This window comes from Leisingera sp., assembly GCF_982940295.1.
Window position 1 is genome coordinate 67,929 of record NZ_CEYXRG010000017.1, and the last position, 26,213, is coordinate 94,141.

Below are 26,213 nucleotides of genomic sequence, written 5' to 3' on the forward strand. Positions count from 1 at the left end.
TGAGTGAATTTCCGCTGCTCATGCTTGCGCAAACGGAGCAGGGGCGGCAAACTGAAAGGGCAACCCCGGATTGAGGAGATCAGCTTGGCCATCGGTGCCCTGAATGACGCGCAAGACCAGACCGCAACCCATGAAGTGCTTCTGGAATTTCCCGACAACCGCTTGCTGATCGACCTGTGCGGCGAATACGACCGCAACCTGGCTGACATCGAACAGAAACTGGGCGTGCAGATCGTCCGCCGCGGCAACCAGCTGTCTGTAATGGGCGAGGATTCGGCGCGCGAGCAGGCGGCTGGCGTGCTGACGGCGCTCTACGACCGGCTGGAAACCGGCCGCAGCGTCGAAAGCGGCGATATCGACCGCGAATTGCGTATGGGCCAGGAGGCGGACGAGGCCGAACCCGACGGCCAGCTGCAGATGTTCCGCGGCGGCCGGGTGGAGATCAAGACCCGCAAGAAACTGGTGGAACCGCGCACCGAGGCACAGAAGGCCTATGTGCATTCGCTGTTCGAGAATGAACTGGCCTTCGGCATCGGCCCGGCCGGCACCGGCAAGACTTATCTTGCGGTAGCTGTCGGCGTGTCCATGTTCATCACCGGCCATGTCGACCGCATCATCCTGTCCCGCCCGGCGGTGGAAGCCGGCGAAAAACTGGGCTATTTGCCCGGCGACATGAAGGACAAGGTCGACCCCTACATGCAGCCGTTGTATGACGCGCTCAACGATTTCCTGCCGGGCAAGCAGCTCGCCAAGCTGATTGAGGAAAAGCGCATCGAGATCGCGCCCCTGGCCTTCATGCGCGGCCGCACCCTCTCCAACGCCTTTGTGGTGCTGGACGAGGCGCAGAACGCCACCACCATGCAGATGAAGATGTTCCTCACCCGCCTGGGCGAGGGTTCGCGCATGGTGATCACCGGCGACCGCAGCCAGGTTGACCTGCCGCGCGGTGTGCAATCTGGCCTTGCCGATGCCGAACGGCTGCTGAAAACGATCCCCAAAATCAGTTTCAACTACTTCACCGCCCGCGACGTGGTGCGCCACCCCCTTGTGGCGGCCATCATCGAGGCCTATGACGCAGATGCCATGCCGGCCTGATCCCGTTTTCCTCTTGCCTTAAATATCCCGGGGGCGCGGGGGGCGGCCCCCCCCGCCCGGCCCGCGCTTCCGGACCTGATTCATGACACTCGACATCTCCATCGAAGACAGCCGCTGGCAGGACGCCGGGCTTGAGCCGCTGGCCGCCGAGGCCGTCACTGCGGTGCTGGACCATTTCGGGCTGGATCCGGAAGACTGCGAGATTTCCCTGCTGGGCTGCGACGATGCCCGCATCACAGAGCTGAACGCCGAGTTCCGCGAAAAAGCCAAGCCCACCAACGTGCTAAGCTGGCCTGCAGAGGATCTGGCAGCGGAACAGGATGGCGGCACGCCGCAGCTTCCGGAGGCGGATTTCACCGGGGAGATCCCGCTCGGCGACATCGCAATTTCCTATGAAACCTGCGTCCGCGAGGCGCGGGAGGCGGGCAAGCCGCTGGCAGATCACACCCGCCATCTGACCGTTCACGGAATGTTGCATCTTCTGGGCTACGATCACATCCGTGACCGCGATGCCGCATTAATGGAAGGTATTGAGGTTCTGATACTTGGCAAAATGGGTATCGCGAACCCATATATGACTGAGGATGCCCCCTGAGCGGGGTTTTTGGATAGGACCGATGGGCGACATAGAAGGCAGTTCTAACGCGGCGCAGGGCGCGCTGCAGAACGTGAACGGCACGGCGGCAGAAGCGCCTGCCACCGAAAAAACAGGCTTCTGGACACGGCTTTTCAGAGTGTTCAGCACTGAAGCGCAAGCCGAAGAGGAACCCGGCAGCGATCAGCCCGCGGCGGGGGCAGTTCCGCACGGCATGATCAATCTGCGCCGGCTGCGGGTGGAAGATGTTGCCATCCCCTCTGCCGAGATTGCCGCAGTGCCGGTAACCATAGACAAGGACGACCTGGTCGGCATCTTCCGCCAAAGCGGCTTTACCCGGATCCCCGTGTACGAGGGCACGCTGGACACGCCCCTGGGTTTTGTCCACCTCAAGGATTTTTCGCTCACCCACGGTTTCAATGGCGGCAGCTCGGACTTCGACCTGCAGCGGATGCTGCGTCCGCTGCTCTTCGTGCCGCCGTCGATGCCGATCGGGGTGCTATTGACCAAGATGCAGGCCGAACGCCGCCACATGGCGCTGGTGATCGACGAATACGGCGGTGTTGACGGGCTGGTGACCATCGAAGATCTGATCGAACAGGTGGTCGGTGAGATCGAGGATGAACACGACGCCGACGAGCTGCAGACCTGGTACCAGGAAAAGCCGGGCAGCTACATCGCTCTGGCACGTACGCCCCTGCCGGAATTCGAAACTGAGATCGGCCAATCGCTGACCAGCCACGATGCGGTGGATGAAGAAGAAATCGACACCCTGGGCGGTCTGGTCTTCATGCTGTCGGGCAGGGTGCCTGCCCGCGGCGAGGTGATTGAGCACCCCGAAGGGGCTGAGTTCGAGGTGATCGACGCCGACCCGCGCCGCATCAAACGGCTGCGCGTCAGGCTGCCGGACGCCGCCGCATGATTTCACTCGGGCTGCGCCGGGCTGCCCGCCAGCTCAGGCTTGCGCCGGCCGCGCTGGCCTTTGGCGGCGGTGCGCTGCTGTCTCTGGCGCTTGCGCCCTGGCACGTCCTGCTTGGGCTTCCCGTCGCGCTGGCCGCTGCGGGCTGGCTGGTCCTGCAAGCTGCCTCTGCCCGCACGGCAGCGCTGGCAGGCTGGCTGTTCGGGCTGGGGTATTTCGCCCTTGGCCTGTCGTGGATCATCGAACCCTTTCAGATCGACCCGGAGCGCCACGCCTGGATGGCGCCGTTTGCGCTGGTGTTCCTGGCCGCAGGCCTTGCCCTGTTCTGGGGGGCGGCCTTTGGCCTGACCGCCCGGTTCAGCCGCGGTGCCTGGCGGGTGCCGGTGCTGGCGGCGATATGGACACTGGCCGAGTTCGCCCGGGCTTATCTGCTGACGGGATTTCCGTGGGCGGGTTTCGGGCAGGTCTGGATCGACACTCCCGCCGCAAACCTGCTGCCCTGGATTGGACCGCAGGGGCTGGGGCTGCTTACCCTTGCGGCGTTTCTACCGCTGGCCCTGATCCGCCAAAACCCGCTTGCAGCTGCCGCACCGCTCGCCATATCCGCGGCTGCCGTTCTCGCCGTGCCCGCTCCGCTACAGGGCGCGCAAACGGGCAAGACGGTGCGAATCGTTCAGCCCAACGCGCCGCAGAACCTGAAATGGCATCCTGACCACCGCTGGGAATTTGTCCGCAGGTCCGTTGCCTTGTCCGCGGGGGAGCCGCGGCCCGACCTGATTGTCTGGCCGGAAACCGCGGTGCCGCAGCTGCTGAACTACGCTGAAGACACCCTTCGGATCATCTCGGACAGCGCGGGCGGCGTGCCGGTCCTGCTGGGCATCCAGCGGGAGGAGGCGGGCGCCTACTACAACTCCGCGGTGCTGCTGGACGCTGATGGCATGGCCACCGCCACCTATGACAAGGCGCATCTGGTGCCGTTCGGGGAATACGTGCCGTTCGGAGACTTCATGGCGCGCTTTGGCATCCACGGGTTTGCCTCCCAGGCGGGCGCGGGCTATGCCGCCGGTCCTGGCGCGCAGGTGATGGATCTGCCCATCGGCAGCGCCTTGCCGCTGATCTGCTACGAGGCTGTTTTTCCTCAGGATGTGAACGCCGCCGAAACCCGGCCGCAGATGCTGGTGCAGATCACCAATGACGCCTGGTTTGGCACCCGGTCAGGCCCCTATCAGCACCTGGTGCAGGCCCGGATGCGGGCGCTGGAGCAGGGTCTGCCGATGATCCGCGCCGCCAATACCGGCGTCTCTGCCATGATCGCGCCGGATGGGGCGATGCTGGACAGCCTGCCGTTGGGGGAGGCCGGGTATATCGACGCGGCCCTGCCTGCACCGCTGGCGCCGACGCTCTACAGCCGCACCGGTGACTGGCCTGTCCTGCTGCTGTGTCTTTTTGGTGCGTTTGCGGTGTTCTTCCGCCACCGGCCCCTTGCGCTGCGGTCATAGCTGTTTAACTCTATCCGAATATAGATTGACCCGCGCGGTCTTGCCGCGTAATGCGGCCCGATACCTGCCACAACGGCTTCCTGGCGTGGCGGGCTGAACCTCAATGGAGCACTTTTTCATGACCCGTATGAACTACACCTTCACTTCGGAATCGGTTTCCGAAGGCCACCCGGACAAGGTCTGCGACCGCATTTCCGATGCGGTGCTGGACGCTTTTCTGGCGGAGGAGCCCGAAGCACGTGTGGCAGCTGAGACTTTCGCCACCACGAACCGTGTTGTCATCGGGGGCGAAGTCGGCCTGTCCGATCAGGACAAGCTGCATGACTACATGGGCAAGATCGACGAGATCGCCCGTGCCTGCATCAAGGACATCGGCTACGAGCAGGACAAGTTCCACCACGAGACCGTGGAAGTGACCAACCTGCTGCACGAGCAGTCGGCCCATATCGCGCAGGGCGTTGATGCCGCTGCCGACAAGGACGAGGGCGCAGGCGACCAGGGCATCATGTTCGGGTTTGCCACCAATGAAACCGACGCGCTGATGCCGGCGCCGATCCAGTTCTCCCACGCGATCCTGCGCCGCCTGGCCGAGGTCCGCAAGAACGGCACCGAGCCGGCCCTGGGACCGGACGCGAAATCGCAGCTGTCGGTGGTCTATGAAGGCGGCAAGCCGGTGGGCGTCAGCTCGCTGGTGCTGTCGACCCAGCACCTCGATGAATCGCTGACCTCGAATGACATCCGCGCCATTGTCGAGCCGTACATCCGCGAAACCCTGCCCGAGGGCTGGCTGACCGACGCAACCGTCTGGCACGTGAACCCGACCGGCAAGTTCGTGATCGGCGGCCCGGACGGCGACGCGGGCCTCACCGGCCGCAAGATCATCGTCGACACCTATGGCGGCGCAGCCCCGCACGGCGGCGGCGCCTTCTCCGGCAAGGATCCGACCAAGGTGGACCGCTCGGCGGCCTACGCCGCGCGCTACCTGGCCAAAAACGTGGTGGCTGCGGGCATGGCTGATAAATGCACCATCCAGCTGTCCTACGCCATCGGCGTGTCCAAGCCGCTGTCGATCTATGCCGACACCCACGGCACCGGCGAAGTCGAGCCCGCTGCCATCGAAAAGGCGATTGATCAGGTGATGGACCTGACCCCGCGCGGCATCCGATCGCACCTGGGGCTGAACAAGCCGATCTACCAGCGCACCGCGGCTTATGGCCACTTCGGCCGCGAGCCGGAGGCCGACGGCGGCTTCAGCTGGGAGCGCACCGACCTGGCCGAGGCGCTTAAGAAAGCGGTCTGAAGCCAGAGGACTAACAACAGGGGAGCGGGCCGCAGGGTCCGCTCTTTTTTGTCGTGGAGTGCGGCCACCCGCGTTCACACATCCACGGAATGCGCCTCTTCCCTAAGGTCCGGCGCCGCGGCTGGCGCATTGGGGCAGAAGCGCTGACCCGTTGAGGCTGGAGCAAAACGACGGGCTGCGCCATACTGACCGGGTGGAAATCCTCACCTTCCGGAGTCGCGATGCTGCGTTTGACGGCTTCTATTCTTTGCTTGGCGCTGCCGCTAGCTGCGGCCGCAAAGGACGGGTTGCCGCAAAAATTCAGTCTTCTGGGCAGAACGCTTGTTTATGACACCGGGACAGATGTGAGAGGCGAACCGGCCGAGATCACCGATGAGGACGTTGAGAAGCTGCAGGGGATTCTGCTTCAGTCCCCGGAGATCACCGAATTGCAGCTCAACAGCATTGGCGGCAGTGTCTATGCCGGCGAGGAAATTGCCGCGCTGGTGCTGGAATACGGGCTCGACACATTAATCGACGGGGAGTGCATCAGCGCCTGCGTGGATGTTTTCCTGGCGGGTAACCGCCGCCGGATGACATTTGGGTCGCGCATCGGTTTCCACCAGCGGAACTGGCCGGCACAGGCCGTGCACAAATACTACCGCAGCGAGCGGCGGACGCAGCGATGGTCGACACCGTTTGAGTTCGGCTCCTGGATCTATGAGGACACCCAGCGCGAAATCTACGACCATCTCAGCTATATGGTGGCGCGCGGGGTCGATCCCGGCTTTGCCATCGAAACGCTGCGCACCGATCCCGACGGGGAGTGGTATCCCAGCCGCTTGCGCCTGACCGCAGCCGGGGTTCTGCGGGACGTTCTGCCGCAACAGCGCCCCTAGCCGGGCCGGCACCGGCTTGACCCCGGGGCCTGCTTGCGGCAGAGGAGCGGCCAGCCTTTCAAATACCGCCTCGAACAGGAGCCCCGACGCATGTCCGGCGACCAGAAGCCACGCGACGACCAGTCCAAGGATGCCCAGCCTGCCGCCTCCAACGCGGCTGAAAAACACGCCAGCGGCGCCCCCTGGCGCAATTTCTATGGCCGCTTCAAGGGCAAGACGCTGAAGGACAGCCAAAAGCGTTATCTCGACGAGGATCTGGCCAAGCTCAGCCCCGGCGCCGTCGGCTGGGAGGAAAACCCCGAGCGCACGCCTCTGGATCTGGACGCGCTGTTTGGCGGCAAGGATGTCTGGCTGGAGGTCGGCTTTGGCGGTGGCGAGCATCTTGTGCATCAGGCCGTCAGCAATCCGGACACGGGCATCATCGGCGCCGAACCCTTCATCAACGGTGTGGCGATGCTGCTGGGCAAGATCCGCAACGCAGGAGCGGACAATATCGCCATCCACCCGGGCGATGCCCGCGACCTGATGGACGTGCTGCCCGCCGCCTCGATCTCGCGCGCCTTCCTGCTGTACCCGGACCCCTGGCCGAAGAAGCGCCACCACCGCCGCCGCTTTGTGACGCAGGAGCATCTGGAGCCGCTGGCCCGCTGCCTGAAGCCCGGTGCGATCTTCCGTGTTGCGACCGATATTCCCGACTATGTGCGCCAGACCCTGGAGGAGGTGCCGAAGGCCGGTTTCGAATGGCTGGCCGAAGGCCCCGAAGACTGGCGCCGGTCCTGGGATGACTGGATCTCCACCCGGTATGAGCAGAAAGCCCTGCGCGAAGGCCGCACGCCGCATTACCTTACCTTCCGCCGCTTGGGCTGAGGCCAATAGCGCTGGACCGGCCAGATCCAATCCGTTACCGATAGCGCAAACGAACAGACGAACGACCGACAGACGAAGGAAGCCACATGTCCGGACACGGCACGCCCATCCCGATGACCTCGCACCGCTCTGGCCCGCTGACCGGCGTGGCTGAAGTGCCCGGCGACAAGTCGATTTCGCACCGGTCGCTGATCCTGGGCGCGCTGTCGGTGGGGGAAACCAAGATCTCCGGCCTGCTGGAAGGCGAGGATGTGCTGGACACCGCCAAGGCGATGCAGGCCTTTGGCGCCGAGGTGGTGAACCACGGCGGCGGCAACTGGTCGGTGTTCGGTGTCGGCGTCGGCGGCTTTGCCGAGCCGGGCAATGTGATCGACTGCGGCAACTCCGGCACCGGTGTGCGGCTCATCATGGGGGTGATGGCAACTTCGCCGATCACCGCGACCTTCACCGGCGATGCCTCGCTGAACAAGCGCCCAATGGCGCGGGTGACGGATCCTCTGGCGCTGTTCGGCACCCAGGCCGTGGGCCGTTCCGGCGGGCGGCTGCCGATGACCATCGTTGGCGCGGCTGATCCGGTGCCGGTGCGCTATGAGGTGCCGGTGCCGTCGGCGCAGGTGAAATCGGCGGTGCTGTTTGCTGGCCTCAATGCGCCCGGCAAGACCGCGGTGATCGAGAAGGAAGCCACCCGCGACCATACCGAGCGGATGCTTGCGGGCTTTGGCGCCGAGATCACCACCGAGGAGACCGAAGAGGGCCGCGTCATCACTCTGACCGGCCGCCCGGAGCTGAAGCCGCAGGTCATCGCGGTGCCGCGCGACCCGTCCTCCGCTGCCTTCCCGGTCTGTGCGGCGCTGATCACGCCCGGCTCTGACGTGCTGGTGCCGAACATCGGCCTCAACCCAACCCGCGCGGGCCTCTACTATACCCTGCAGGACATGGGCGCGGATCTGACGTTCGAGAACATGCGCGAAGAGGGCGGCGAGCCGGTTGCCGATCTGCGCGCCAAGTACTCGCCCAATATGAAGGGCATCGAAGTGCCGCCGGAGCGCGCCGCCTCGATGATCGACGAATACCCGGTGCTGTCGGTGGTGGCGGCCTTTGCCGAAGGCAAGACCATGATGGCGGGCGTCAAGGAGCTGCGGGTTAAGGAAAGCGACCGGATCGACGCGATGGCCAAGGGCCTGCGCGCCAATGGTGTGACTGTCGAGGAAGGCGAGGACTGGTGGGAGGTCACCGGGCTGGGCATTGATGGCGTGCCGGGCGGCGGCACCTGCGAGAGCTTTCTGGACCACCGTATCGCCATGTCCTTCATGGTGATGGGCATGGGCGCGCAAAACGCTGTTTCCGTCGACGACGGCAGCCCGATCGCCACCTCCTTCCCGATCTTTGAATCCCTCATGGGCAACCTGGGGGCCAAGCTGGAGCGCACATGAGCAAGAGCTTCACCATAGCGGTCGACGGGCCGGCCGCGGCTGGCAAGGGCACCCTCTCCAAGGCGGTTGCTGCCCATTACGGCTTTGGCCATCTTGACACCGGTCTTCTGTACCGGGCCGTCGGGGCCAAGATGATGGAGGGCGTGACGCCGGTCACGGCGGCCCGGACCCTCACTCCGGAGGATCTGGCGCGCGAGGATCTGCGCGGGCCGGAGGTGGCGCAGGCGGCGTCCAAGGTTGCAGTTATTGCCGAAGTGCGCGCGGCGCTGGTGGATTTCCAGCGCGCCTTTGCCCGCCGGGCGGGCGGTGCGGTGCTGGACGGGCGCGACATTGGCACAGTGATCTGCCCCTATGCGCAGGTGAAGCTGTTTGTCACCGCCAGCGCCGAGGTGCGCGCCCGGCGGCGGTTCCTGGAGCTGACGGCAGCAGGCAAGGTGATCACCCTTGCCGAAGTGCTGGCCGACGTGAAGGCCCGCGACGACCGCGACATGAACCGTGCCGAGGCACCGCTGAAGCCCGCCGATGACGCGGTGCTGATCGACACCAGCGAGCTGAGCATCGAAGAGGCGCTGGCCAAGGCTTTGGCGGTGATCGAAAGCCGCATGGAAACCGTCGGCTGACGCGCAGGCGCCCGCAACTGAGACATCAGCTGCGGGCACAAGGGCAGGCAGAAGAACCTGCCCGGCAGGATACGGCCAGCGAGGGATCAGAGCGCGCCGACGGCCACGTGCTTGATCTTGCCCCACTGGCTGTCCGCGGTCTGGGCAGTACCGGCCACGTCCTCCAGGAAGGCCGCACGGGTGGCGGCGTTCAGGAACAGGAACAGCTTGCCATCATGCACCAGGTACTGGTCCGGGTCGCCGTCGAACTTCTTTCCGACTGACACGCCGTAAGAGCAGAAGCCGCCATGCTGCGGCAGGTATTTCGCCGGGTTGGCCTCAAACGCGGTCTTGTTCTCTTCCGAGACAAAATAATACGAAGCGCCATCCACGGTGGCTGAGTAGGTGGCCATGCCCTCCACCGGGTTGCGGCTGTCCAGCAGCGCCACCAGGTCGACGCCATGCGCACCCAGCGGTGCACCGCCGGCGGAGATGCCTTTGGAGACGTTGACCTCGTCCGCGGCATAGGCGGGCGCGGTCAGTGCGGCAGTCAGTGAAGTCAGGGCGGTTGTCAGAAGCGTTTTCATGTTGGTCCTCATTGGGTTTCAGGGCGGGTTCAGGGGTGCCGGGGCAGGGTGTGCGGCCCGGTGATCTGAAGCTAAGTCCGCCGCGCTGGACGTTTAATCTCCATCCGTTCCGGTGATCTTGCAGATCGTCCCGAATGTCCGGGGCGTTGTTTTGCTGACGGCTCACCCAACTGTGCATGGAGCCGCGCGCGGCACCGCAGTAGCCTGAAAGGGCGCGTCAAAAGGGGGGGGTGCCGTCATGGCCTGGCTGCGGACATTTGTGATTGCTTGCGTACTGGCTGTGCCCGGGCTGGCGCAGGAAGCAGCACCAGAGCCGGAGCCGCCGATGACCTATGAACGGCTGGGCCGCATCCTCTTTGCCCTGGACGAAAAGGCGCAGCCGGTGGGCCGGGGCTTTCAGCTGACCATTTCCGGGGTGCCGATGCTGGTGGTCACCGACCCGGCCGCGGACCGGATGCGTGCGATGGTGCCGCTGCGCCCGTCCGAAGGGCTGACGGCGGAAGAGCTGATACGGATGATGCAGGCCAATTTCGACAGCGCGCTGGATGCGCGCTATGCGGTGGCGCGCGGCCAGCTGTGGGCGGTGTTCATCCACCCGCTGTCGCCGCTGCAGAAGGATCAGCTGATCTCGGGCCTGGGGCAGACGGTGAATATCGCCCGCACCTACGGGACGCTCTACACCGGCGGGGCCTTGCAGTTCCGCGGCGGCGACAGCCCGGGAATCCAGCGGCAGCTGATCGAGGAGCTGCTGGAAAAAGGTGAGGAAATCTAGCGGGCTTGCCTGGCGGCGGAGCCCGCGGCGGCCTCATCCTGCCGGGTACGAAAATCAGCCCGGATTGCTGCAACAAGAATGAATTTCGTCATCTCAGCACGGGATTAATACGCACCAAGTCGCAAGCGGCGGCCTAAAGTCGCCTCAAACAGCTTGGAGAGCGCACATGACCAGCTTTCAGGACCGCCTGACCGCGCTGCGCCGGAACTTTCACCGGCACCCGGAGCTCGGCTTCAAGGAAGACCGCACCAAGGCCAAGGTCGCGGCGCACCTGCGCGGGCTGGGGCTGGAGGTGCATGAGGGCGCAGGCGTGGTCGGGCTGCTGCGGGCCGGCACCGGCAATCGGGCCATCGGGTTGCGCGCCGATATGGATGCGCTGCCGATCAGCGAAACCTCTCCCCATGATTACGTCTCTGGAACGCCGGGCGTGATGCACGCCTGCGGCCATGACGGCCACATGACGATGCTCTTGGGGGCTGCCGAACGGCTGGCGCAAGAGCGGGGGTTTGACGGTACCGTGGTGTTTCTGTTTCAGCCCAACGAGGAGCACGGGCTGGGCGCGCAGGCGATGATCGCCGAAGGCGTGCTGGAGCAATTCCCGATCGAAGAGGTCTATGCCATCCACAATCTGCCGGGCGCGCCGGTGGGGCAGGTCTCGACCCGGCCGGGGCAGATATGCAGCAGCGAGAGCCTGTTCGAGGTTGCGATCAAGGGGCAGGGCGGCCATGCCTCGATGCCGCAGGCGGGGGTGGATGCCATCACTGTCGGCGCCGAAATGGTCCTGGCGCTGCAGACCATCGTCTCGCGCAAGCTGGCGCCGGGGGCGGGCGTGGTTGTTTCAGTGACCGAGTTCCTGACCGACGGCCAGCGCAACGTGCTGCCGGGCCATGCGGTGCTGAAGGGCGATGTGCGCGCCCGGGTGCCGGAGGACCGCGCGGCAGTGGAACGCTTCATGCGCCAGATCGCCGCCGGAGTTGCCGCTACCCATGCGGTGGAGGTGCAGGTAAGCTTCAACACCGAGTTTGTCGAGACCATCAACGCGGAAGGTCCGGTTGAAGCGGTCTATCGCGCAGGCGAGGCCGCGGGCTGCGAGGTGATCCGCAACCGCCCGCCGATGAGCTTCTCCGAGGATTTCGCCCATTTCGCCAGCGCCGTGCCTGGCTGCTTTCTGCTCTTGGGCAATGGCGAAGAGGGGCCGCACGGCCAGCCGCTGCACGCGGCGGACTATGATTTCAACGACGCTCTGCTGCCCATCGGCGCGGAGGTCTGGGTACAGTTGGTGCGTGACCGGCTGCCAGCGGGAAAGGACTGACGATGCTTGAACAATTTGCTGTTGCCCTGCGCCACACGGCAGGGAACCCGAAATCCGGCGAGGCGGCCTACAGCGTTCTGTCGGAACAGGACTTTGCCAAAGCCCAAGCCGAAATCACCGCTTGGGAGGGGTATGAGGAAACGCCGCTGGTCTCTTTGGCCGGGCTGGCGTCGCAGATCGGCGTGGGCCGGATCGACTATAAGCACGAAGGGCCGCGGTTCGGTCTTGGCAGCTTCAAGGCACTGGGCGGGTCCTATGCGGCGCTGCGGGTGCTGCAGCGGGAGCTGAGCCGCCAGCTGGGCCAGGACGTCAGTCTGGAGGAAATCCGCAAGGGCGCCCACAAGGAGGCTTGCGCCGGGATCACCCTGGTCTCGGCCACCGATGGCAACCATGGCCGCTCGCTGGCCTGGGGCTGCCAGCGCTTTGGCGCGCCCTGCCGGATCTATATCCATGCCGAGGTCAGCGAGGGCCGCGCGGTGGCCATGCGCGAGCTGGGCGCCGAGGTGATCCGGATCGAAGGCGACTATGACGACTCGGTGCTGCTGGCCAAGAAGGAGGCGGAGGAAAACGGCTGGTTCGTGGTCTCCGACACCTCCTGGGAAGGCTACACCGAGCCGCCGCGCGATGTGATGGCCGGCTACAGCGTGATGACCCGCGAGGCCTGCGAGGCGCTGGAGCAGCCCCCCACCCATGTGTTCCTGCAGGGCGGCGTCGGCGGGCTGGCGGCCTCGGTCGCAGCGGCGCTGCGGCAGTATTACGGGGCCGAGGCGCCGCGGGTGGTGATTGTCGAGCCGGAACTGGCGGCCTGCCTGTTCGACAGCGCCAAGGCAGGCAAGGCAACCAATTTCGCCATCAAGGAAGAAACCATCATGGCGGGCCTCTCCTGCGGTGAGCCGTCGGAAATGGCGTGGGAGATTTTGGCAGAGGAAGCCTCGGATTTCGTGACCATCCCCGACAGCATCGTCGCCCCCGCGGTGCGGCTGCTGGCCAATGGCGAAACCGGCGATCCGGTGGTGGAGGCCGGCGAAAGCGCGGTGGCGGGCCTGTCCGCGCTGATCGCGGCTTGCCAGTCGCCGGACATGAAACCGGCGCTGGGCCTGGACGCGAACTCCCGCGTGCTGCTGATCGGTTCCGAGGGGGTCACCGATCCGGCGATCTATGCCGCGATCATGGAAGGCAAGGACCATGTCTGACGCGCCTGCACGCGGGTTCCCGGACGAGGAGTTTGCAGCCCGTACCGGGAAAGCACAGGCGCTGATGGCACAGCAGGGGCTGGACGGTCTGCTGCTGCTGACGGAGCCGGAGGTGCGATACTTCAGCGGCTTTCACACGCTGTTCTGGCAAAGCCCGACCCGGCCCTGGTTCCTGTTCGTACCGCCCGCGGGCAAGCCGGTTGCCATCATCCCGGAAATCGGCGCCGACCTGATGCGCCGCACCTGGATCGAGGACATCCGCACCTGGAGCGCCCCGGCGCCCGAGGATGACGGCATCAGCCTGCTGACGGAACTGCTGTCGCCCATTGCCGGGCGCGGCGGCTCCATCGGCCTGATGAAAGGGCATGAGACCTCGCTCAGGATGCCGCTGGGCGAATATGAGCGGCTGATGGCGGGGCTGCCGGGGCTGAAGGTGGCGGATGCCACGCCGCTGGTGCGCGGCTTGCGGATGGTGAAATCCGCCGCCGAGCTTGAGAAGCTGGCGCACATCTGCGCCATCGGCTCCCGCACCTTCGCGCGGGTTCCTGAAATCGCTCATGAAGGCCAGCCGTTCGAGGACCTTTTCCGCGCCTTCCGGCGCGAGGCGCTGGCGCAGGGTGCGGACGATGTGCCCTATCTGGTCGGCGGCGCCGGTCAGGGCGGCTACAGCGACGTGATCTCGCCGCCCACGGGCCGGCCCTTGCAGGCGGGTGACATCATGATGCTGGACACCGGTGCCACCTGGGACGGTTATTTCTGCGATTTCGACCGCAACTTTGCCATTGGCCGGGCCGATGACCTGTCCCGCCGTGCTTATGACGTGCTGTGGCGGGCGACCGAGGCGGGGATCGCCGCCGCGCGCCCGGGCGCGACCTGCCGCGAGCTGTTCCAGGCGATGCAGTCCGTGATTGCCGAAATGGACGATCAGGGCGGCGACGTGGGGCGGCTGGGCCACGGGCTGGGGATGCAGCTGACCGAATGGCCCTCGCACGCGGCTTTTGACGGCACCGTGATCGGGGAAAACATGGTGCTGACGCTGGAACCCTCGCTGAGCTACGGCGACGGCCGTATCATGGTGCATGAGGAAAATATCGTGGTGCGGGCAGACGGCGCTGAGCTGCTGACAACCCGCGCCGCCCACGAATTGCCGGTGATCTGAAGGAGGCTTTGGGCCATGAAACTCTCCTATGATACCGACGCAGGCATCGGCACCCGCGCCACCCTGGGCGTGATCGTGCTGGAAACCGACGAGACGCTGGAGCCGGAGTTCGCCCGGATAATGGCGCAGGACGGCGTGGCGCTTTATCACAGCCGCATCCCGATGGTGCCGGAAGTCCGCCCGGAGACGCTGGCGCGGATGCAGGCGGATCTGCCGGCCTCGGCGCGGCTGCTGCCGTCCTCGCTGGATTTTGACGTGATCGGCTATGGGTGCACCTCGGCCTCCACGGTGATCGGCTCGGCCAAGGTGGCCGAGGCGGTGCAGACCGTGCTGCCCAAGGCCAAGGTCACCGACCCGCTGGCGGCGATCATCGCCGCGGGCCGGGCGCTGGGGGCCGCGCGGCTGGGGTTTGTCACGCCTTACCTGCCTGAAGTCTCGGCGCAGATGCGGCAGAAGCTGGAGGCGGCGGGGTTTGAAATCGCCGGCTTCGGCTCGTTTGAGGAAATGGACGACCGGGTGGTGGCACGCATCACCGAGGCGGCTATTGCGGCGGCGGCCAAACAGGTGGCGAGCGTAGCGGACTGCGATGCGATCGTGATCTCCTGCACCAACCTGCGCTGCCTGCGGGTGATCCCGGAGATCGAGGCGGCGACCGGTGTGCCGGTGGTCTCCAGCAACCAGGCGCTGGCTTGGCACATGCTGCGGCTGGCCGGGGTCACGGACCCCCAGCCGCAATTCGGCAGGCTGTTTGCCCGGGGTTTGGCGGCCCTATAGATACATTTTTATGGAATTTGCCAGCTGACAATCCGTGGCAAGCTGTCCTGCCCGGCAGCGCAGTCTGCGCTTGTAATCCGCGCGCGGATCATCACAGTTTGACAGCCGAAACCTGACCCGAGCCGCGCGAGGACCCCGGATGCCTGCCACCCGCCCCGAGAACCGCCCCGCAACCCGCAACGTCCTGTTCATCATCATCGACCAGCTGCGTGCGGACTGCGTGTTCGGTGCCATGGCTGGGCATGTGGAGCTGCCCAGCATCCGCGCCTTCATGCAGGAGGCGGTCTCGTTCAAGCGGCATTTCTCCGTCACCAACCCCTGCGGGCCGTCGCGGGCGTCGATCCTGACCGGACAGTATGCGATGAACCACCGTTCCGTGCGCAACGGCACGCCGCTGCGCCATGACACGCCGAACATCGCCACCGAGATGCGCAAGGCGGGCTTTTTGCCGATGCTGTTCGGCTATACCGATACCTCGCAGGACCCGCGCGCCTTTGACGCCAACGACCCGGCGCTGCGCACCTATGAATTCCCGATGAACGGCTTCCATGAGATGACCGAGATGCGGCTGGAGACGTCCTTCCCGTGGCAATCGCATCTGATGAACCGGGGCTATGAATTCGAGAACTACTGGGACGTTTATAAGCCCCGTTCGCCCGATGGCGGCGCGCCCCGGCTGAACGATCCGGCGCTTTACGCGGCAGAGGACAGCGATACCGCGTTTCTAACGGATTCTTTCCTGGGCAAGATGGCCGCTTATTACAAGCAAAGCTGGTTTGCCCATCTGACCTATATCCGCCCGCATCCGCCTCTGGTGGCGCCGGCCCCCTACAACACCATGTACGACCCGGCCTCGCTGCCGGTGCCAACGCGGCTGGACACGCCGGAGCAGGAAAGCGCGCTGCATCCGTTCTTTGGTCCGGCGTTGCGCAGCAGTAAAGCGGCCGGCTTTGTCGAGGGGTTCCCGGATCTGGAGCCGACGGACGACAACATCCGCACCCTGCGCGCGGTCTACTTGGGGCTGGCTACCGAGGTGGATCACCATGTCGGGCGCGTGATCAAATTCCTCAAGGACACGGGCCAGTATGACAGCACCATGGTCGTGATTACCGCCGACCACGGCGAGATGCTGGGCGACCGGCACGCCTGGGGCAAGATGTCGGTCTATGACGCCGCCTATCACACGCCGCTGATCATCCGGATGCCTGGCAATGAGGACAATGCCGGCGCCTGCCTCACTCAGATCACCGAGTCCATCGACGTGACGCCGACCATTCTGGAGTGGGTCGGGCAGGAGGTCCCGAACTCGATGGACGGGCGGTCGCTGCTGCCGCTTTTGCGCGGGGAGCAGCCGCGGGACTGGCGGCAATACTCCTTCTCGGAACTGGATTTTTCCGAACCACTGGAGCCGACGCTGTGGCAGCAGGCGCTGGGCACCTCGCCTAGCGACAGCAGTCTGGGCATCCTGCGGGACGGGCGCTTTACCCTGGTGGAATTCGCCGCCGACCTTCCGCCGATGCTGTTTGATGCGGAAGGGCAGGGGGAGCTGGAGAACGTGGCCGGGCAGCCGGAGTATGCCGCCGATCTCAACCGGCTGACCCGGCTGATGCTGCGGCACCGGATGAAGAACATGGACCACACGCTGTCGCTGATGTCGATCACCGCTGACGGGGCGCAGGGCGTGTCCCGTTTCGCGCCGCCGCGGGGCTAGGCCCAAGCCCGGACGGTGCCGCGTGAACAGGGAAAGGCCCGGTCCAGTAAGGAGCCGGGCCTGTGGCGGTCTTTACGGGTCAGACGAACCAGTCTTCGGTCAGCTGGTCGGTTGACTTGACGCCTTTCAGCCAGGCGATCTGCAGCGGGTCGTTGCCGCCCTCACCGTCCGCATCGTATTGAAGCCAGACATCCTTGGTCCCGTTCAGGCTGAGACTGCCGCTGGACAAGGCATCTTCAAGCGTCGTGTTCAGTTCAAGAAGCAGCCCGTCGATATCGAGCGCATCGCCTTGGCTGATCTTGAAGTCGCGCAGGGTGTCGCCGGCGTCGTCAGCGGAGGCAAAGACAAACACGTCGGCATCTGCCCCGCCCTTCAGGAGATCCGCGCCTGCGCCGCCTTCCAGCCTGTCGCTGCCGGAACCGCCATCAAGCGAGTCGCCGCCGCTGCCGCCGCGGATATCGTCATTGCCCTCGCCGCCCTTGACCTTGTCCGTGCCGGCACCGCCGTCAACCGTGTCGTCGCCTTTGCCCGCATTGATCAGATCGTCGCCGCTGCCCGCGTCCAGACTGTCGTCCCCGTCGGCGCCGTTGACCTTGTCAGCACCCGCGCCAGTCTGGATCGTGTCATTGCCGTCGCCGCCATTGACCTTATCCCTGCCGCTGCCGCTGGTGATCACGTCATTACCGCCGCCGCCGCTCACTTTGTTTTCGCCGTCTCCGGCAGACAGGGTGTCATCCCCATTGCCGCCCTTCAGCTGATCCTTGCCGCTGCCGCTGCTGATCACATCATTTCCGTCATCACCGGACAGCTTGTTGTCACCGCCCCCGGCTGCGATCGTGTCATTGCCCTCGCCGCCCTTGATCTGGTCATCGGCAATCCCGCCGGTGATCGCGTCGTGGCCAGCATCGCCGGTGACTCTGTTGTTGCCGTCGCCGGCGGCTATCGTGTCGTTTCCTTCGCCGCCCTTGATCCGGTCCCTGCCGCTGCCGCCGGTGATCGAGTCATCGCCGAGGCCGCCGTCGGTCTTGTTGTCGCCGTCGCCGGCAGCAAGGGTGTCGTTTCCGTCGCCGCCCTTGAACTGGTCCTTGCCGCTGCCGCCGGTGATCGAGTCATCGCCCAGGCCGCCGTCAGCCTTATTGTCGCCGTCGCCGGCGGAAAGCGTGTCGTTTCCTTCGCCGCCCTTGATCCGGTCCTTGCCGCTTCCGGCGGTGATCGAGTCATCGCCCAGGCCGCCATCGGTCCTGTTGTTGCCGTCGCCGGCAGCAAGGGTGTCATCGCCCTCGCCGCCGTAGATTTTATCGTTACCTGCGCCTGCCAGAACGGAGTCATCGCCACCGTCCCCGAAGAGCTGGTTTCTGCCGTCGCCGCCCTGAAGGGTGTCGTTTCCGTCGCCGCCATAGATTTTGTCGTTGCCGTCGCCGCCGTCCAGGCTGTCGCCGCCCAAGCCGCCCTCCAGGATGTCGTTGCCGCTGCCGCCGGACAGCGTGTCATTGCCGTCCAGTCCGTACAGCCGGTCGTGGCCTTCCCGCCCTTCGATCAGGTTGGCGGCGCTGTTGCCGTAGCCTTTGTCGCTGCCGCTGCCCAAAAGGATGTTCTCGATCACTGAGCCTTCGCTGATCGTTAGGGTCTTGGAGCCGATTTTCCCGGACACACCGCTTTCCAGGTTGATCGTGGCTGCCAGCGTCACGGTGCTGAGATCCAGCGTGTCGATACCGCCATTGGTGTCGGTGACGGTGCCCAGAAGGCTGGTCCACTGCGGCACGAAGCTGTTGGTGAAGATGTAGGTGTTATCAATGGTTTCCGGTGTGGGGTCCGGATCCGGGGTCGGGTCCGGATCTGGCGTGGGCTCAGGCTCCGGGCCGGGCTCCGGGGTCGCGGAAGTGTTGATGATTTCTGCCGGATCGGCGTTCGCATCGACACCAGCCAGGAACACCAGCAGCGTGCTGCTGCCATTGTGGGAAATTTTCAGCCAGGAGCCGCCGCTGCCTGCCTGAAGTGATACAACGCCGTCGCCCGCGGGATCGCTGCCCGCATAACCGATCTCCTGCAGCAGGGCGGAAACGTCGACCCGGTCTCCGGCGGCCAGGTTGAAGTCGGCGATTGAATCGCCGGATTCGCCTAGCGACCGGTATACAAACCGGTCGGCACCCGTTCCGCCCGTCAAGTAATCTGCACCCGTTCCGCCGATCACCGTGTCGTCGCCGGCGCCCGCCTCGATCCGGTCGTTGCCTGCACCGCTTTCCAGCACATTGTCCGCTGCGTTGCCGGTGATGTGGTCGATGCCCGAGCCGGTCACGGCATTTTCGATCACGGTGCCGCTGGCAATGGAAAAGTTGCCGGTCTTGCCATTGATGCTGGAGAAGGTGCCCGCGTTCAGGTTCAGCGTCTGATTGTAGCTGCGCGAACCCAGGTCGATGACATCGGTGCCGCCGCTGTCGACAATCGCCACCGCCCAGCCGCCGTTCAGGTCCATGCCGAAACGGCCGGTGGTCTGACCGTCGCCATAGGTGGTGTCGCCGGTTTCCACGTTTACAGGCGCGCCATACAGATGGTGCACTGCAGCGATGTCGGCCAGCTGTGCCGTCGCCAGATAGGCAAAGGAGGCATCGACAGCGGTGTTTTCAGCCTGGCTGAAGTAGGACATGATCGACATTTGCCAGCTGTCATTGGCGAAATGCGCATCCGAGCCATAGCTGGCGCTGCCGTTGTAATTGCCGGTGTGGCCCAAGCCGAGGGCGTGGCCGATTTCGTGGATAAAGGTCTGCAGGTAATAGTTGCCGTAAGCCGACCAGCCGTCGTCCACGTTGATGTGCGAGCTGAGGACGGTTCCATTGCTGACAGTGGATGTGGCATATGCCCCGGATCTGTTGTCATCAAAGGTGATCTGGGCGCTGCCTGTGGTCTCGGCAAAGTCGATCCCGGTCAGCGCGGTCCAGCTTTCCAGCGCCTTGCGGGCGGTTGCCTTGCCGTTTGCATTCAGCCCGCTGAGGTTGACAGTCAGCTGCCCCCCGGTTTCCACGTCAAAGGAACGCTGGGTCCGGCCGGTGTCCTCCCAGAAACCCTGGTAAAGATACTGCGCGATCTGGTCGACCGTATACGTTGGCTTGCCGCCGGCATCGCCGCCGCCGGTGCCGGAGCCGCTGCTGTCGGTGACTTCGGGAATTCTGTGATTGGCTTGACCGCAATATTCACACATATCCGTTTTCCATCCTAAATCGCTGAATTACAGGGGGAATTCCGTGTGCCTGACCAGCTGGCCGGCAAAGTCCGCAAGGCTGTCGGCCGTCAGCTGCCCGTCCATGACCGACTGCTCCAGGACCGGGCCCTGACCGGTCCGGCCGTCGCTGTGCTGCCAGGCCAGGTAACCGGAGATCCAGTCCGCGGCCTGGGCCTGCCCGACGTATCGCAAGGTCAGATCGGACCCGGCCTTCTGACCGTCTGCCGTTGAAACCGCTGCTCCGGGAAACCTCTGGCGCAGACTTCCGGCCAATGCGTCGCACAGGGGCTGCCGCATGGCGTCGCCGCATTGCAGTTCAATGGTCTGCACCGGGCTGCCAAGCGCTGCGGACCCGGTGACAAGCAGCCAGATTGCGGCGGAGCAGCTGGAGAGTTTTCCAGGTGAAATCATGGGAAAGGTGCTCGCTCAGACGGTTTTGGGATCAGGTTCAGTCCTGCGCCGTTCTGGCTGCACACTCAGTAATGGGAGTGGATTTGGGCGAAATGGCGGTCGCGATCCGGGCAATATTTAGACGTCGTTAACCGGGGTTAACCCTATTCTAACGCGGCTTGCGCGAGGGCGCGTCTGGGATCAGGCTGGGATCGTTGTTGCAAATCATTCTCAATTTCATTGACAGTTGCGAATGATTTGCAATAACGATGCATCAAAGGCATCTTCAAAACGGAGAATCGGATGTTTTCGAACCTGCTCAAGACAGTTTCCGCCGCCGCGGTTGCGGCCGTTGCTGCCAGCGCTGCCATGGCTGAGGACAAGATGAAGGTGGTTACCACCTTCACCGTGCTGGCCGACATGGCTGCCAATGTGGCAGGTGATGCCGCTGAAGTCGTCTCGGTCACCAAACCGGGGGCGGAGATCCACGGCTATGAACCGACCCCGCGCGACATCGTGCGGGCGTCCGATGCCGATCTGATCCTGTGGAACGGCATGAACCTGGAGCTGTGGTTCGAGCAATTCCTGTCGAACCTCGACGACGTGCCTTCCGTCACCCTGACCGACGGCATCGACCCGATCCCGATCGCGGCCGGCTCCTACGAGGGCAAGCCCAACCCGCATGCCTGGATGGGTCTGGATAACGCGCTGATCTATATCGACAACATCGTCGAGGCCTTTGCCGAGCACGACCCGGAAAACGCCGCCGTCTATGTGAAGAACGCAGGCGAATACAAGGACAAGCTGCGCGCCACCATTGAGCCGCTGCGCCGTTCCATTGCGGAAATCCCCGAGGACAAGCGCTGGCTGGTGACCTGCGAGGGCGCCTTCAGCTACCTAGCCCGCGATTTCGGCATGAAGGAACTGTACCTGTGGCCGATGAACGCCGACCAGGTCGGCACCCCGCAGCAGGTGCGCGGTGTGATCGACGGCGTGCGCGCCAATGACATCCCGGTGGTGTTCTGCGAAAGCACCGTGAACACCGCCCCGGCACAGCAGGTGGCCCGCGAAACCGGCGTGGCCTATGGCGGGGAGCTTTACGTCGACTCCCTCAGCGAAGCGGACGGCCCGGTGCCGACCTACCTGGACCTGCTCAAGGTCACCTCTCAGACCGTTGCCCGCGGTTTGACCGAAGTGACCAACTAAGAACGCTTTTTTGCATATCCGAACAGCCCCGCAGCGCAAGTTGCGGGGCGTTTCATTTCACAAAGCACAATTTCTGTGTGTAACTCTGCAGGACAGCCCATGCTTGATGCCAGCGAGACCCACATCATGAACACCAGCGCCGCGCCTGCGGACGGCGGGATTGCCGCACAGAATGTCACGGTGACCTACCGCAACGGCCATACCGCGCTGTGGAATGCCAGCTTTGGCATTCCCCGCGGCACCGTCACGGCGCTGGTCGGCGTGAACGGGGCGGGCAAATCGACCCTGTTCAAGGCAATCATGGGATTTGTCCCGGCCGCGCAGGGCGAAATCCGTATTCTCGGGATGACCGTCAAAGAGGCGCTGCGCAAGAACCTGGTCGCCTATGTGCCGCAGTCGGAGGAGGTCGACTGGGCCTTTCCGGTGCTGGTCGAGGACGTGGTGATGATGGGCCGCTACGGCCACATGGGTTTCCTGCGCCGCCCCAAGGCCGCCGATCACGAGGCGGTCGATCAGGCGCTGCGCCGGGTGAACATGCAGGACTTCCGCCACCGCCAGATCGGCGAGCTGTCCGGCGGCCAGCGCAAGCGGGTGTTCCTGGCCCGGGCGCTTGCACAGGACGGGCAGGTGATCCTGCTGGACGAACCCTTTACCGGTGTCGATGTGAAGACCGAAGAGCAGATCATCGCCCTCTTGCGCGAGTTGCGCGCCGAGGGAAGGGTGATGCTGGTCTCCACCCACAATCTGGGCAGCGTGCCGGAGTTTTGCGACCGCACCGTGCTGGTCAAGGGCACGGTGCTGGGCTACGGCCCGACCGAGACCACCTTTACCCGCGAGAACCTGGAACACGCCTTTGGCGGCGTTCTGCGCCACTTCACCCTGGGCGGCCAAGCGCTGCATGACGATGGCGACACCCGCGAGGTCACCATCCTGACCGACGACGAGCGCCCGTTTGTCCAGTACGGCGAAAAGACCCAGACCAGCGAAGGCAGTGGCGAGGGCGGGGGTAAGCCGTAATGGAATACCTGCTGGAGCCGTTCACCTATGGCTATATGACAAACGCGATGTGGGTTTCGGCGCTGGTGGGCGGCGTCTGCGCCTTTCTGTCGGCCTATCTGATGCTCAAGGGCTGGTCGCTGATCGGCGATGCGCTCTCGCATTCGGTGGTGCCGGGCGTGGCGGGGGCCTACATCCTAGGCCTGCCGTTTGCGCTGGGCGCCTTCATCGCCGGCGGGCTGGCGGCGGGCGCGATGCTGTTCCTGTCGGAACGTTCGGGATTGAAGGTCGATGTGATCATCGGGTTGATCTTCACCTCCTTCTTCGGGCTTGGCCTGTTCATCGTCTCGATCAGCCCGATGTCGGTTTCGGTCCAGACCATCACCATGGGCAATATCCTGGCGATCACGCCTGAGGACACGCTGCAGCTGGCGATCATCGGCTTTGTCTCACTGGCGGTGCTGCTGGCCAAGTGGAAGGACCTGATGGTCACCTTCTTTGACGAAAACCACGCCCGGACCATCGGGCTCAGGCCCGGCCTGCTCAAGGCGGTGTTCTTCGTGCTGCTGTCGGCCTCGGTCGTGGCGGCGATGCAGACCGTGGGGGCGTTCCTGGTGATCGCCATGGTGGTGACGCCCGGCGCCACGGCCTATCTGCTGTGCGACCGCTTCCCGCGGCTGATCATGGTGTCGGTGCTGATCGGCGCGGCCACCAGCTTCCTTGGGGCCTATGCCAGCTACTTTCTGGACGGCGCCACCGGCGGCATCATCGTGACGCTGCAAACGCTGATTTTCCTGGTGGTGTTCGTCTTCGCTCCGAAACACGGGCTGCTGGCCGCCAAGCGCAAGGCGCGCGAGGCGCTGAAGCGCGGCCCCGTGGCACAAGACGGGGCTGCGTGATGGATCTCGATACCCTGCTGATGCCGTTCCAGTTCGCGTTCATGCAGAACGCCTTTCTGATTTCCCTGATCGTCTCGGTGCCCACGGCGCTGCTTTCCTGCTTCCTGGTGATGAAGGGCTGGGCGCTGATGGGCGACGCGGTCAGCCACGCGGTGCTGCCGGGGATCGTGCTGGCCTATGTGCTGGGCTTCCCGCTGATCATAGGCGCCTTTGCTGCCGGTATGCTGTGCGCTGTGGCGACCGGCTTTCTGGCGGGCAACAGCCGGGTCAAGCAGGACACGGTGATGGGGGTGGTTTTCTCCGGCATGTTCGGGCTCGGCATCGTGATGTATGTGGGGCTGGAGACCAATGCGCATCTGGACCACATCCTGTTCGGCAACATGCTGGGGGTGGAGCCGGATGAGCTGTGGACCGCGGGCATCATCTCGCTGGTGGTCGGCGCGGCGCTGGTCTTGAAGTGGAAGGATTTGCTGCTGCACAGCTTCGACCCGGCGCAGGCGCAGGCCTCCGGCCTGCCGGTCACGGTGCTGCACTACGGGCTGCTTGCGGCGCTGTCGCTGACGATCGTGGCAACGCTCAAGGCGGCGGGTCTGATCCTGGCGATCGGGCTGCTGATCGCTCCCGGTGCCATCGCGTTCCTGGTGGTGCGCAAGTTCAGCACCATGCTGTGGGTGGCAGTGCTGGTCTGCATGTTCTCGATGCTGGCGGGCACCTATGCCAGCTTCTTCCTCGACAGCGCGCCGGCGCCAACCATCGTGCTGATCCTGACCGCGCTGTTCATCCTGGCCTTTGTGCGGCGGCTGTATCTGACGCATCGCAGGTCGATGCAGCGCGCCAGGGAAACCTCCGGGACCGCGTGAGTTAAACGGTCCCGGGCCTGGCCATCTCCAGCAGCCACTGGCGCACCAGTTCCGCGTTGGGAACCAGGTCCTGGGTTTTGGACCACACCAGATAGAACCCTGCCCCGGTGGTCCAGGACCATTCCTTGCGGGCGGCCAGCAGCCCCTGCTTGATCAGCGGCTCGGTCACATGCTGCCAGCCAAAGGCAAAGCCTTCGCCCGCAATCGCCGCCTGCAGCACCAATGCATAGTCGTTGAGCCTGAGGCCTGCGGCTGGCAACCGCCCGGTCACCCCGAAGTGGGCAAACCACTGCTGCCAGCTGGGCCGCTCGCGGATCGGCTCCTCCAGGTGAATCAGCCGTTCGTGCAGCAGGTTCGGCACTGTCGCCAGATTAACGGCGGAGGCCATTACCCGCGGGCTGGCGACGGGAAAGATCACCTCCGGCGCGATCAGGGCGGAATGGCAGTCCGGCCAGTCGCCGTCCCCGCGCCGCACCGCCAAGGAAATCCCTTCGGTATTTATATCCGGCTCCCGGTCGGAGCTCTGCAGGCGCAGGTCGATATCGGGGTGCGCGTCGTGCAGCTGGGTCAGTCTTGGCATCACCCAGTAGTATGCAAAAGCTGAAGAGCAATTGAGCGTCACATGGTCATTGCGTCCGAACTGCCGCACGGCCTTGGCGGAGGAAAGTATGTCCTCCAGCGCTTTGGAGACGTCTGTATAAAGCCGCATGCCCGCCCCCGTCAGCTCCACCTTCCGATGGCCGCGGCGGAATAAAATAACGCCCAAAGACGCTTCCATCTGTTTGATCGCCGCACTGACGGCAGGCTGCTGCACGTTCAATTCCTCCGACGCGCGGGTGAAGGAGCCGTGCCGGGCTGCGGCCTCGAAAACGATGAGGTGGCGCGGGCTGGTGAGGAGCTTCCAGAGTTCTTGCATAACTGTAAATTATCCAAATCATCAGATTTTTCAACCGTCACAACGCGGGCTGCGGATCTTATCGTTACGCAGCTTTTGAACACTGGAGACCCCCATGGCCCGACGCGCCCGCGCATCCCGCGATAGAAACACTGCCCCTGCGGGCGCACCGGCCTCGCCCTGGATCCAGCGCACGCTGCCGTTCTTTGACGTGCTGGACGAAGAAAAGCTGGTCCGGCTGGAAGCCCAGGTCGACTGGATTTTCGAGGATGTCGGCATCGCCTTCCGCGACGATCCCGAGGCCTTGCGGATCTGGAAAGAAGCAGGCGCGAGGATCGACGGCGACACCGTGCGTGCCGATGCGCAGTGGATCCGCGCCCTATGTGCCAAGGCGCCGCGGGAGTTCACCCAGCTGGCCCGCAATCCGGCGCGGTCGGTCACCATTGGCGGCAACAACCAGGTGTTCGCGCCGATCTATGGCGCGCCGTTCGTGCGCGACCTGGAGGGCGGGCGGCGCTATGGCGACATGGAGAGCTTCGAGAAGCTGGTGAAGCTCACCTACATGCATCCGAACCTGCATCACGGCGGGTTTGTGATCTGCGAGCCCTGCGACGTGCCGGTCTCCAAGCGCCATTTCGACATGTTGTTTGCCCATATGACGCTGAGCGACAAGCCGCATCTGGGCGCCATCACCGAGATGTCCCGCGCGCAGGACAGCGTGGATATGGCCGAGATCGTCTTTGGCAAGGATGTCATGGACAATAACTGCGTGATCATGGGCAATGTGAACACCAATTCGCCACTGCTGGTTGACAAAGTGGTGACGGAGGCGGTGCGCACCTACTGCGCCCGCGGGCAGGGAATTATCGTTGTGCCATTTATCCTTACGGGCGCGATGGGGCCGGTCTCCACCGCCGCGTCGGTGGCGCAGGCGATGGCGGAGGCGATGATGTGCTGCGCCTTTGCCCAGATCGTCCGTCCCGGCGCGCCGTTTGTGCTGGGCAACTTCCTGTCGTCGATGTCGTTGAAGTCCGGTGCGCCGACATTCGGGATGCCG

General features: G+C 64.6%; 24 protein-coding genes and 1 riboswitch. Of the genes, 20 read left to right on the forward strand and 4 right to left on the reverse strand.

From position 1 onward, the window contains the following. Positions 1–84 precede the first annotated feature (84 nt). From AC4HIX_RS15515 to AC4HIX_RS15555, 9 genes are all read left to right on the forward strand, one after another. Positions 85–1,095, forward strand: a complete 1,011-nt coding sequence (locus tag AC4HIX_RS15515; RefSeq protein WP_475047535.1) for a PhoH family protein — start codon at positions 85–87, stop codon at positions 1,093–1,095. 82 nt (positions 1,096–1,177) lie between these two features. Further along, positions 1,178–1,690 carry an rRNA maturation RNase YbeY gene (gene ybeY / locus AC4HIX_RS15520; protein ID WP_490399622.1) on the forward strand — a complete coding sequence of 171 codons (513 nt, stop codon included), beginning with the start codon at positions 1,178–1,180 and terminating at the stop codon, positions 1,688–1,690. Between the two features lie 22 nt (positions 1,691–1,712). Then, positions 1,713–2,612 (forward strand): hemolysin family protein, encoded by a 900-nt coding sequence (locus AC4HIX_RS15525; protein ID WP_490399623.1) that lies wholly within the window; start codon positions 1,713–1,715, stop codon positions 2,610–2,612. Then, positions 2,609–4,108, forward strand: coding sequence for an apolipoprotein N-acyltransferase (gene lnt / locus AC4HIX_RS15530; protein ID WP_490399624.1), 1,500 nt, complete (start codon positions 2,609–2,611; stop codon positions 4,106–4,108). The genes AC4HIX_RS15525 and lnt overlap by 4 nt, the downstream gene beginning before the upstream one ends. A gap of 61 nt (positions 4,109–4,169) precedes the next feature. Continuing rightward, positions 4,170–4,219: riboswitch (SAM-SAH riboswitch) on the forward strand. 7 nt (positions 4,220–4,226) lie between these two features. Next, complete coding sequence (gene metK, locus AC4HIX_RS15535; protein ID WP_490399625.1) at positions 4,227–5,408, forward strand: methionine adenosyltransferase; 1,182 nt, start codon at positions 4,227–4,229, stop codon at positions 5,406–5,408. A 344-nt stretch (positions 5,409–5,752) separates the two neighbouring features. Further along, a complete protein-coding gene (locus AC4HIX_RS15540; protein WP_475047525.1) occupies positions 5,753–6,286 on the forward strand; it encodes a COG3904 family protein in 534 nt (177 codons plus the stop codon). A 90-nt stretch (positions 6,287–6,376) separates the two neighbouring features. Beyond that, complete coding sequence (gene trmB / locus AC4HIX_RS15545) at positions 6,377–7,153, forward strand: tRNA (guanine(46)-N(7))-methyltransferase TrmB (RefSeq protein WP_475047522.1); 777 nt, start codon at positions 6,377–6,379, stop codon at positions 7,151–7,153. Between the two features lie 86 nt (positions 7,154–7,239). After that, entirely contained in the window at positions 7,240–8,586 is a 1,347-nt protein-coding gene (aroA, locus tag AC4HIX_RS15550; protein WP_490399626.1) for a 3-phosphoshikimate 1-carboxyvinyltransferase, read from the forward strand. Beyond that, entirely contained in the window at positions 8,583–9,206 is a 624-nt protein-coding gene (locus tag AC4HIX_RS15555) for a (d)CMP kinase (RefSeq protein WP_490399627.1), read from the forward strand. The genes aroA and AC4HIX_RS15555 overlap by 4 nt, the downstream gene beginning before the upstream one ends. Positions 9,207–9,292: 86 nt before the next feature. Here AC4HIX_RS15555 and AC4HIX_RS15560 read toward each other — a convergent pair whose 3' ends face one another. After that, entirely contained in the window at positions 9,293–9,772 is a 480-nt protein-coding gene (locus AC4HIX_RS15560; protein ID WP_490399628.1) for a YHS domain-containing (seleno)protein, read from the reverse strand. Positions 9,773–10,010: 238 nt separating this feature from the next. Here AC4HIX_RS15560 and AC4HIX_RS15565 point away from each other — a divergent pair, with 238 nt between their 5' ends. The 6 genes from AC4HIX_RS15565 to AC4HIX_RS15590 all read left to right on the forward strand — a co-directional run bounded on the left by AC4HIX_RS15565 (position 10,011) and on the right by AC4HIX_RS15590 (position 16,693). Beyond that, positions 10,011–10,544, forward strand: coding sequence for a hypothetical protein (locus tag AC4HIX_RS15565; RefSeq protein ID WP_490399629.1), 534 nt, complete (start codon positions 10,011–10,013; stop codon positions 10,542–10,544). Positions 10,545–10,710: 166 nt separating this feature from the next. Continuing rightward, positions 10,711–11,856 (forward strand): amidohydrolase, encoded by a 1,146-nt coding sequence (locus AC4HIX_RS15570; protein WP_490399630.1) that lies wholly within the window; start codon positions 10,711–10,713, stop codon positions 11,854–11,856. Between the two features lie 2 nt (positions 11,857–11,858). Beyond that, a complete protein-coding gene (locus AC4HIX_RS15575; RefSeq protein ID WP_490399631.1) occupies positions 11,859–13,049 on the forward strand; it encodes a diaminopropionate ammonia-lyase in 1,191 nt (396 codons plus the stop codon). Continuing rightward, a complete protein-coding gene (locus tag AC4HIX_RS15580; protein WP_490399632.1) occupies positions 13,042–14,208 on the forward strand; it encodes a M24 family metallopeptidase in 1,167 nt (388 codons plus the stop codon). Before AC4HIX_RS15575 ends, AC4HIX_RS15580 begins: the two co-directional genes overlap by 8 nt. A gap of 15 nt (positions 14,209–14,223) precedes the next feature. Next, entirely contained in the window at positions 14,224–14,982 is a 759-nt protein-coding gene (locus tag AC4HIX_RS15585; protein ID WP_490399633.1) for a maleate cis-trans isomerase family protein, read from the forward strand. Between the two features lie 139 nt (positions 14,983–15,121). Continuing rightward, positions 15,122–16,693, forward strand: coding sequence for an alkaline phosphatase family protein (locus AC4HIX_RS15590; RefSeq protein ID WP_490399634.1), 1,572 nt, complete (start codon positions 15,122–15,124; stop codon positions 16,691–16,693). A gap of 79 nt (positions 16,694–16,772) precedes the next feature. On the opposite strand, the gene AC4HIX_RS15595 is transcribed toward AC4HIX_RS15590, so the two are convergent. Further along, the gene (locus tag AC4HIX_RS15595) at positions 16,773–19,889 is read right to left on the reverse strand and encodes a M10 family metallopeptidase (RefSeq protein WP_490399635.1); all 3,117 of its coding nucleotides are present in this window, start codon (positions 19,887–19,889) and stop codon (positions 16,773–16,775) included. A gap of 27 nt (positions 19,890–19,916) precedes the next feature. Continuing rightward, the gene (locus AC4HIX_RS15600) at positions 19,917–20,321 is read right to left on the reverse strand and encodes a hypothetical protein (RefSeq protein ID WP_490399636.1); all 405 of its coding nucleotides are present in this window, start codon (positions 20,319–20,321) and stop codon (positions 19,917–19,919) included. Between the two features lie 282 nt (positions 20,322–20,603). Here AC4HIX_RS15600 and AC4HIX_RS15605 point away from each other — a divergent pair, with 282 nt between their 5' ends. The 4 genes from AC4HIX_RS15605 (at position 20,604) to AC4HIX_RS15620 (ending at position 24,261) form a co-directional block, all read left to right on the forward strand. Further along, positions 20,604–21,506, forward strand: a complete 903-nt coding sequence (locus AC4HIX_RS15605) for a metal ABC transporter substrate-binding protein (protein WP_490399637.1) — start codon at positions 20,604–20,606, stop codon at positions 21,504–21,506. Positions 21,507–21,605: 99 nt separating this feature from the next. Continuing rightward, the gene (locus AC4HIX_RS15610; protein ID WP_490399638.1) at positions 21,606–22,523 is read left to right on the forward strand and encodes a manganese/iron ABC transporter ATP-binding protein; all 918 of its coding nucleotides are present in this window, start codon (positions 21,606–21,608) and stop codon (positions 22,521–22,523) included. Then, on the forward strand, positions 22,523–23,401 hold the full coding sequence (locus AC4HIX_RS15615) for a metal ABC transporter permease (protein WP_490399639.1): 879 nt from the start codon (positions 22,523–22,525) through the stop codon (positions 23,399–23,401). Before AC4HIX_RS15610 ends, AC4HIX_RS15615 begins: the two co-directional genes overlap by 1 nt. Next, the gene (locus tag AC4HIX_RS15620) at positions 23,401–24,261 is read left to right on the forward strand and encodes a metal ABC transporter permease (protein WP_490399640.1); all 861 of its coding nucleotides are present in this window, start codon (positions 23,401–23,403) and stop codon (positions 24,259–24,261) included. Before AC4HIX_RS15615 ends, AC4HIX_RS15620 begins: the two co-directional genes overlap by 1 nt. A gap of 1 nt (position 24,262) precedes the next feature. Here AC4HIX_RS15620 and AC4HIX_RS15625 read toward each other — a convergent pair whose 3' ends face one another. After that, positions 24,263–25,177 (reverse strand): LysR substrate-binding domain-containing protein, encoded by a 915-nt coding sequence (locus tag AC4HIX_RS15625; protein ID WP_490399641.1) that lies wholly within the window; start codon positions 25,175–25,177, stop codon positions 24,263–24,265. 94 nt (positions 25,178–25,271) lie between these two features. On the opposite strand from AC4HIX_RS15625, the gene AC4HIX_RS15630 reads away from it, so the two are divergent. Then, the coding region (locus AC4HIX_RS15630) for a trimethylamine methyltransferase family protein (protein WP_490399642.1) at positions 25,272–26,213 on the forward strand (942 nt) is incomplete at its 3' end.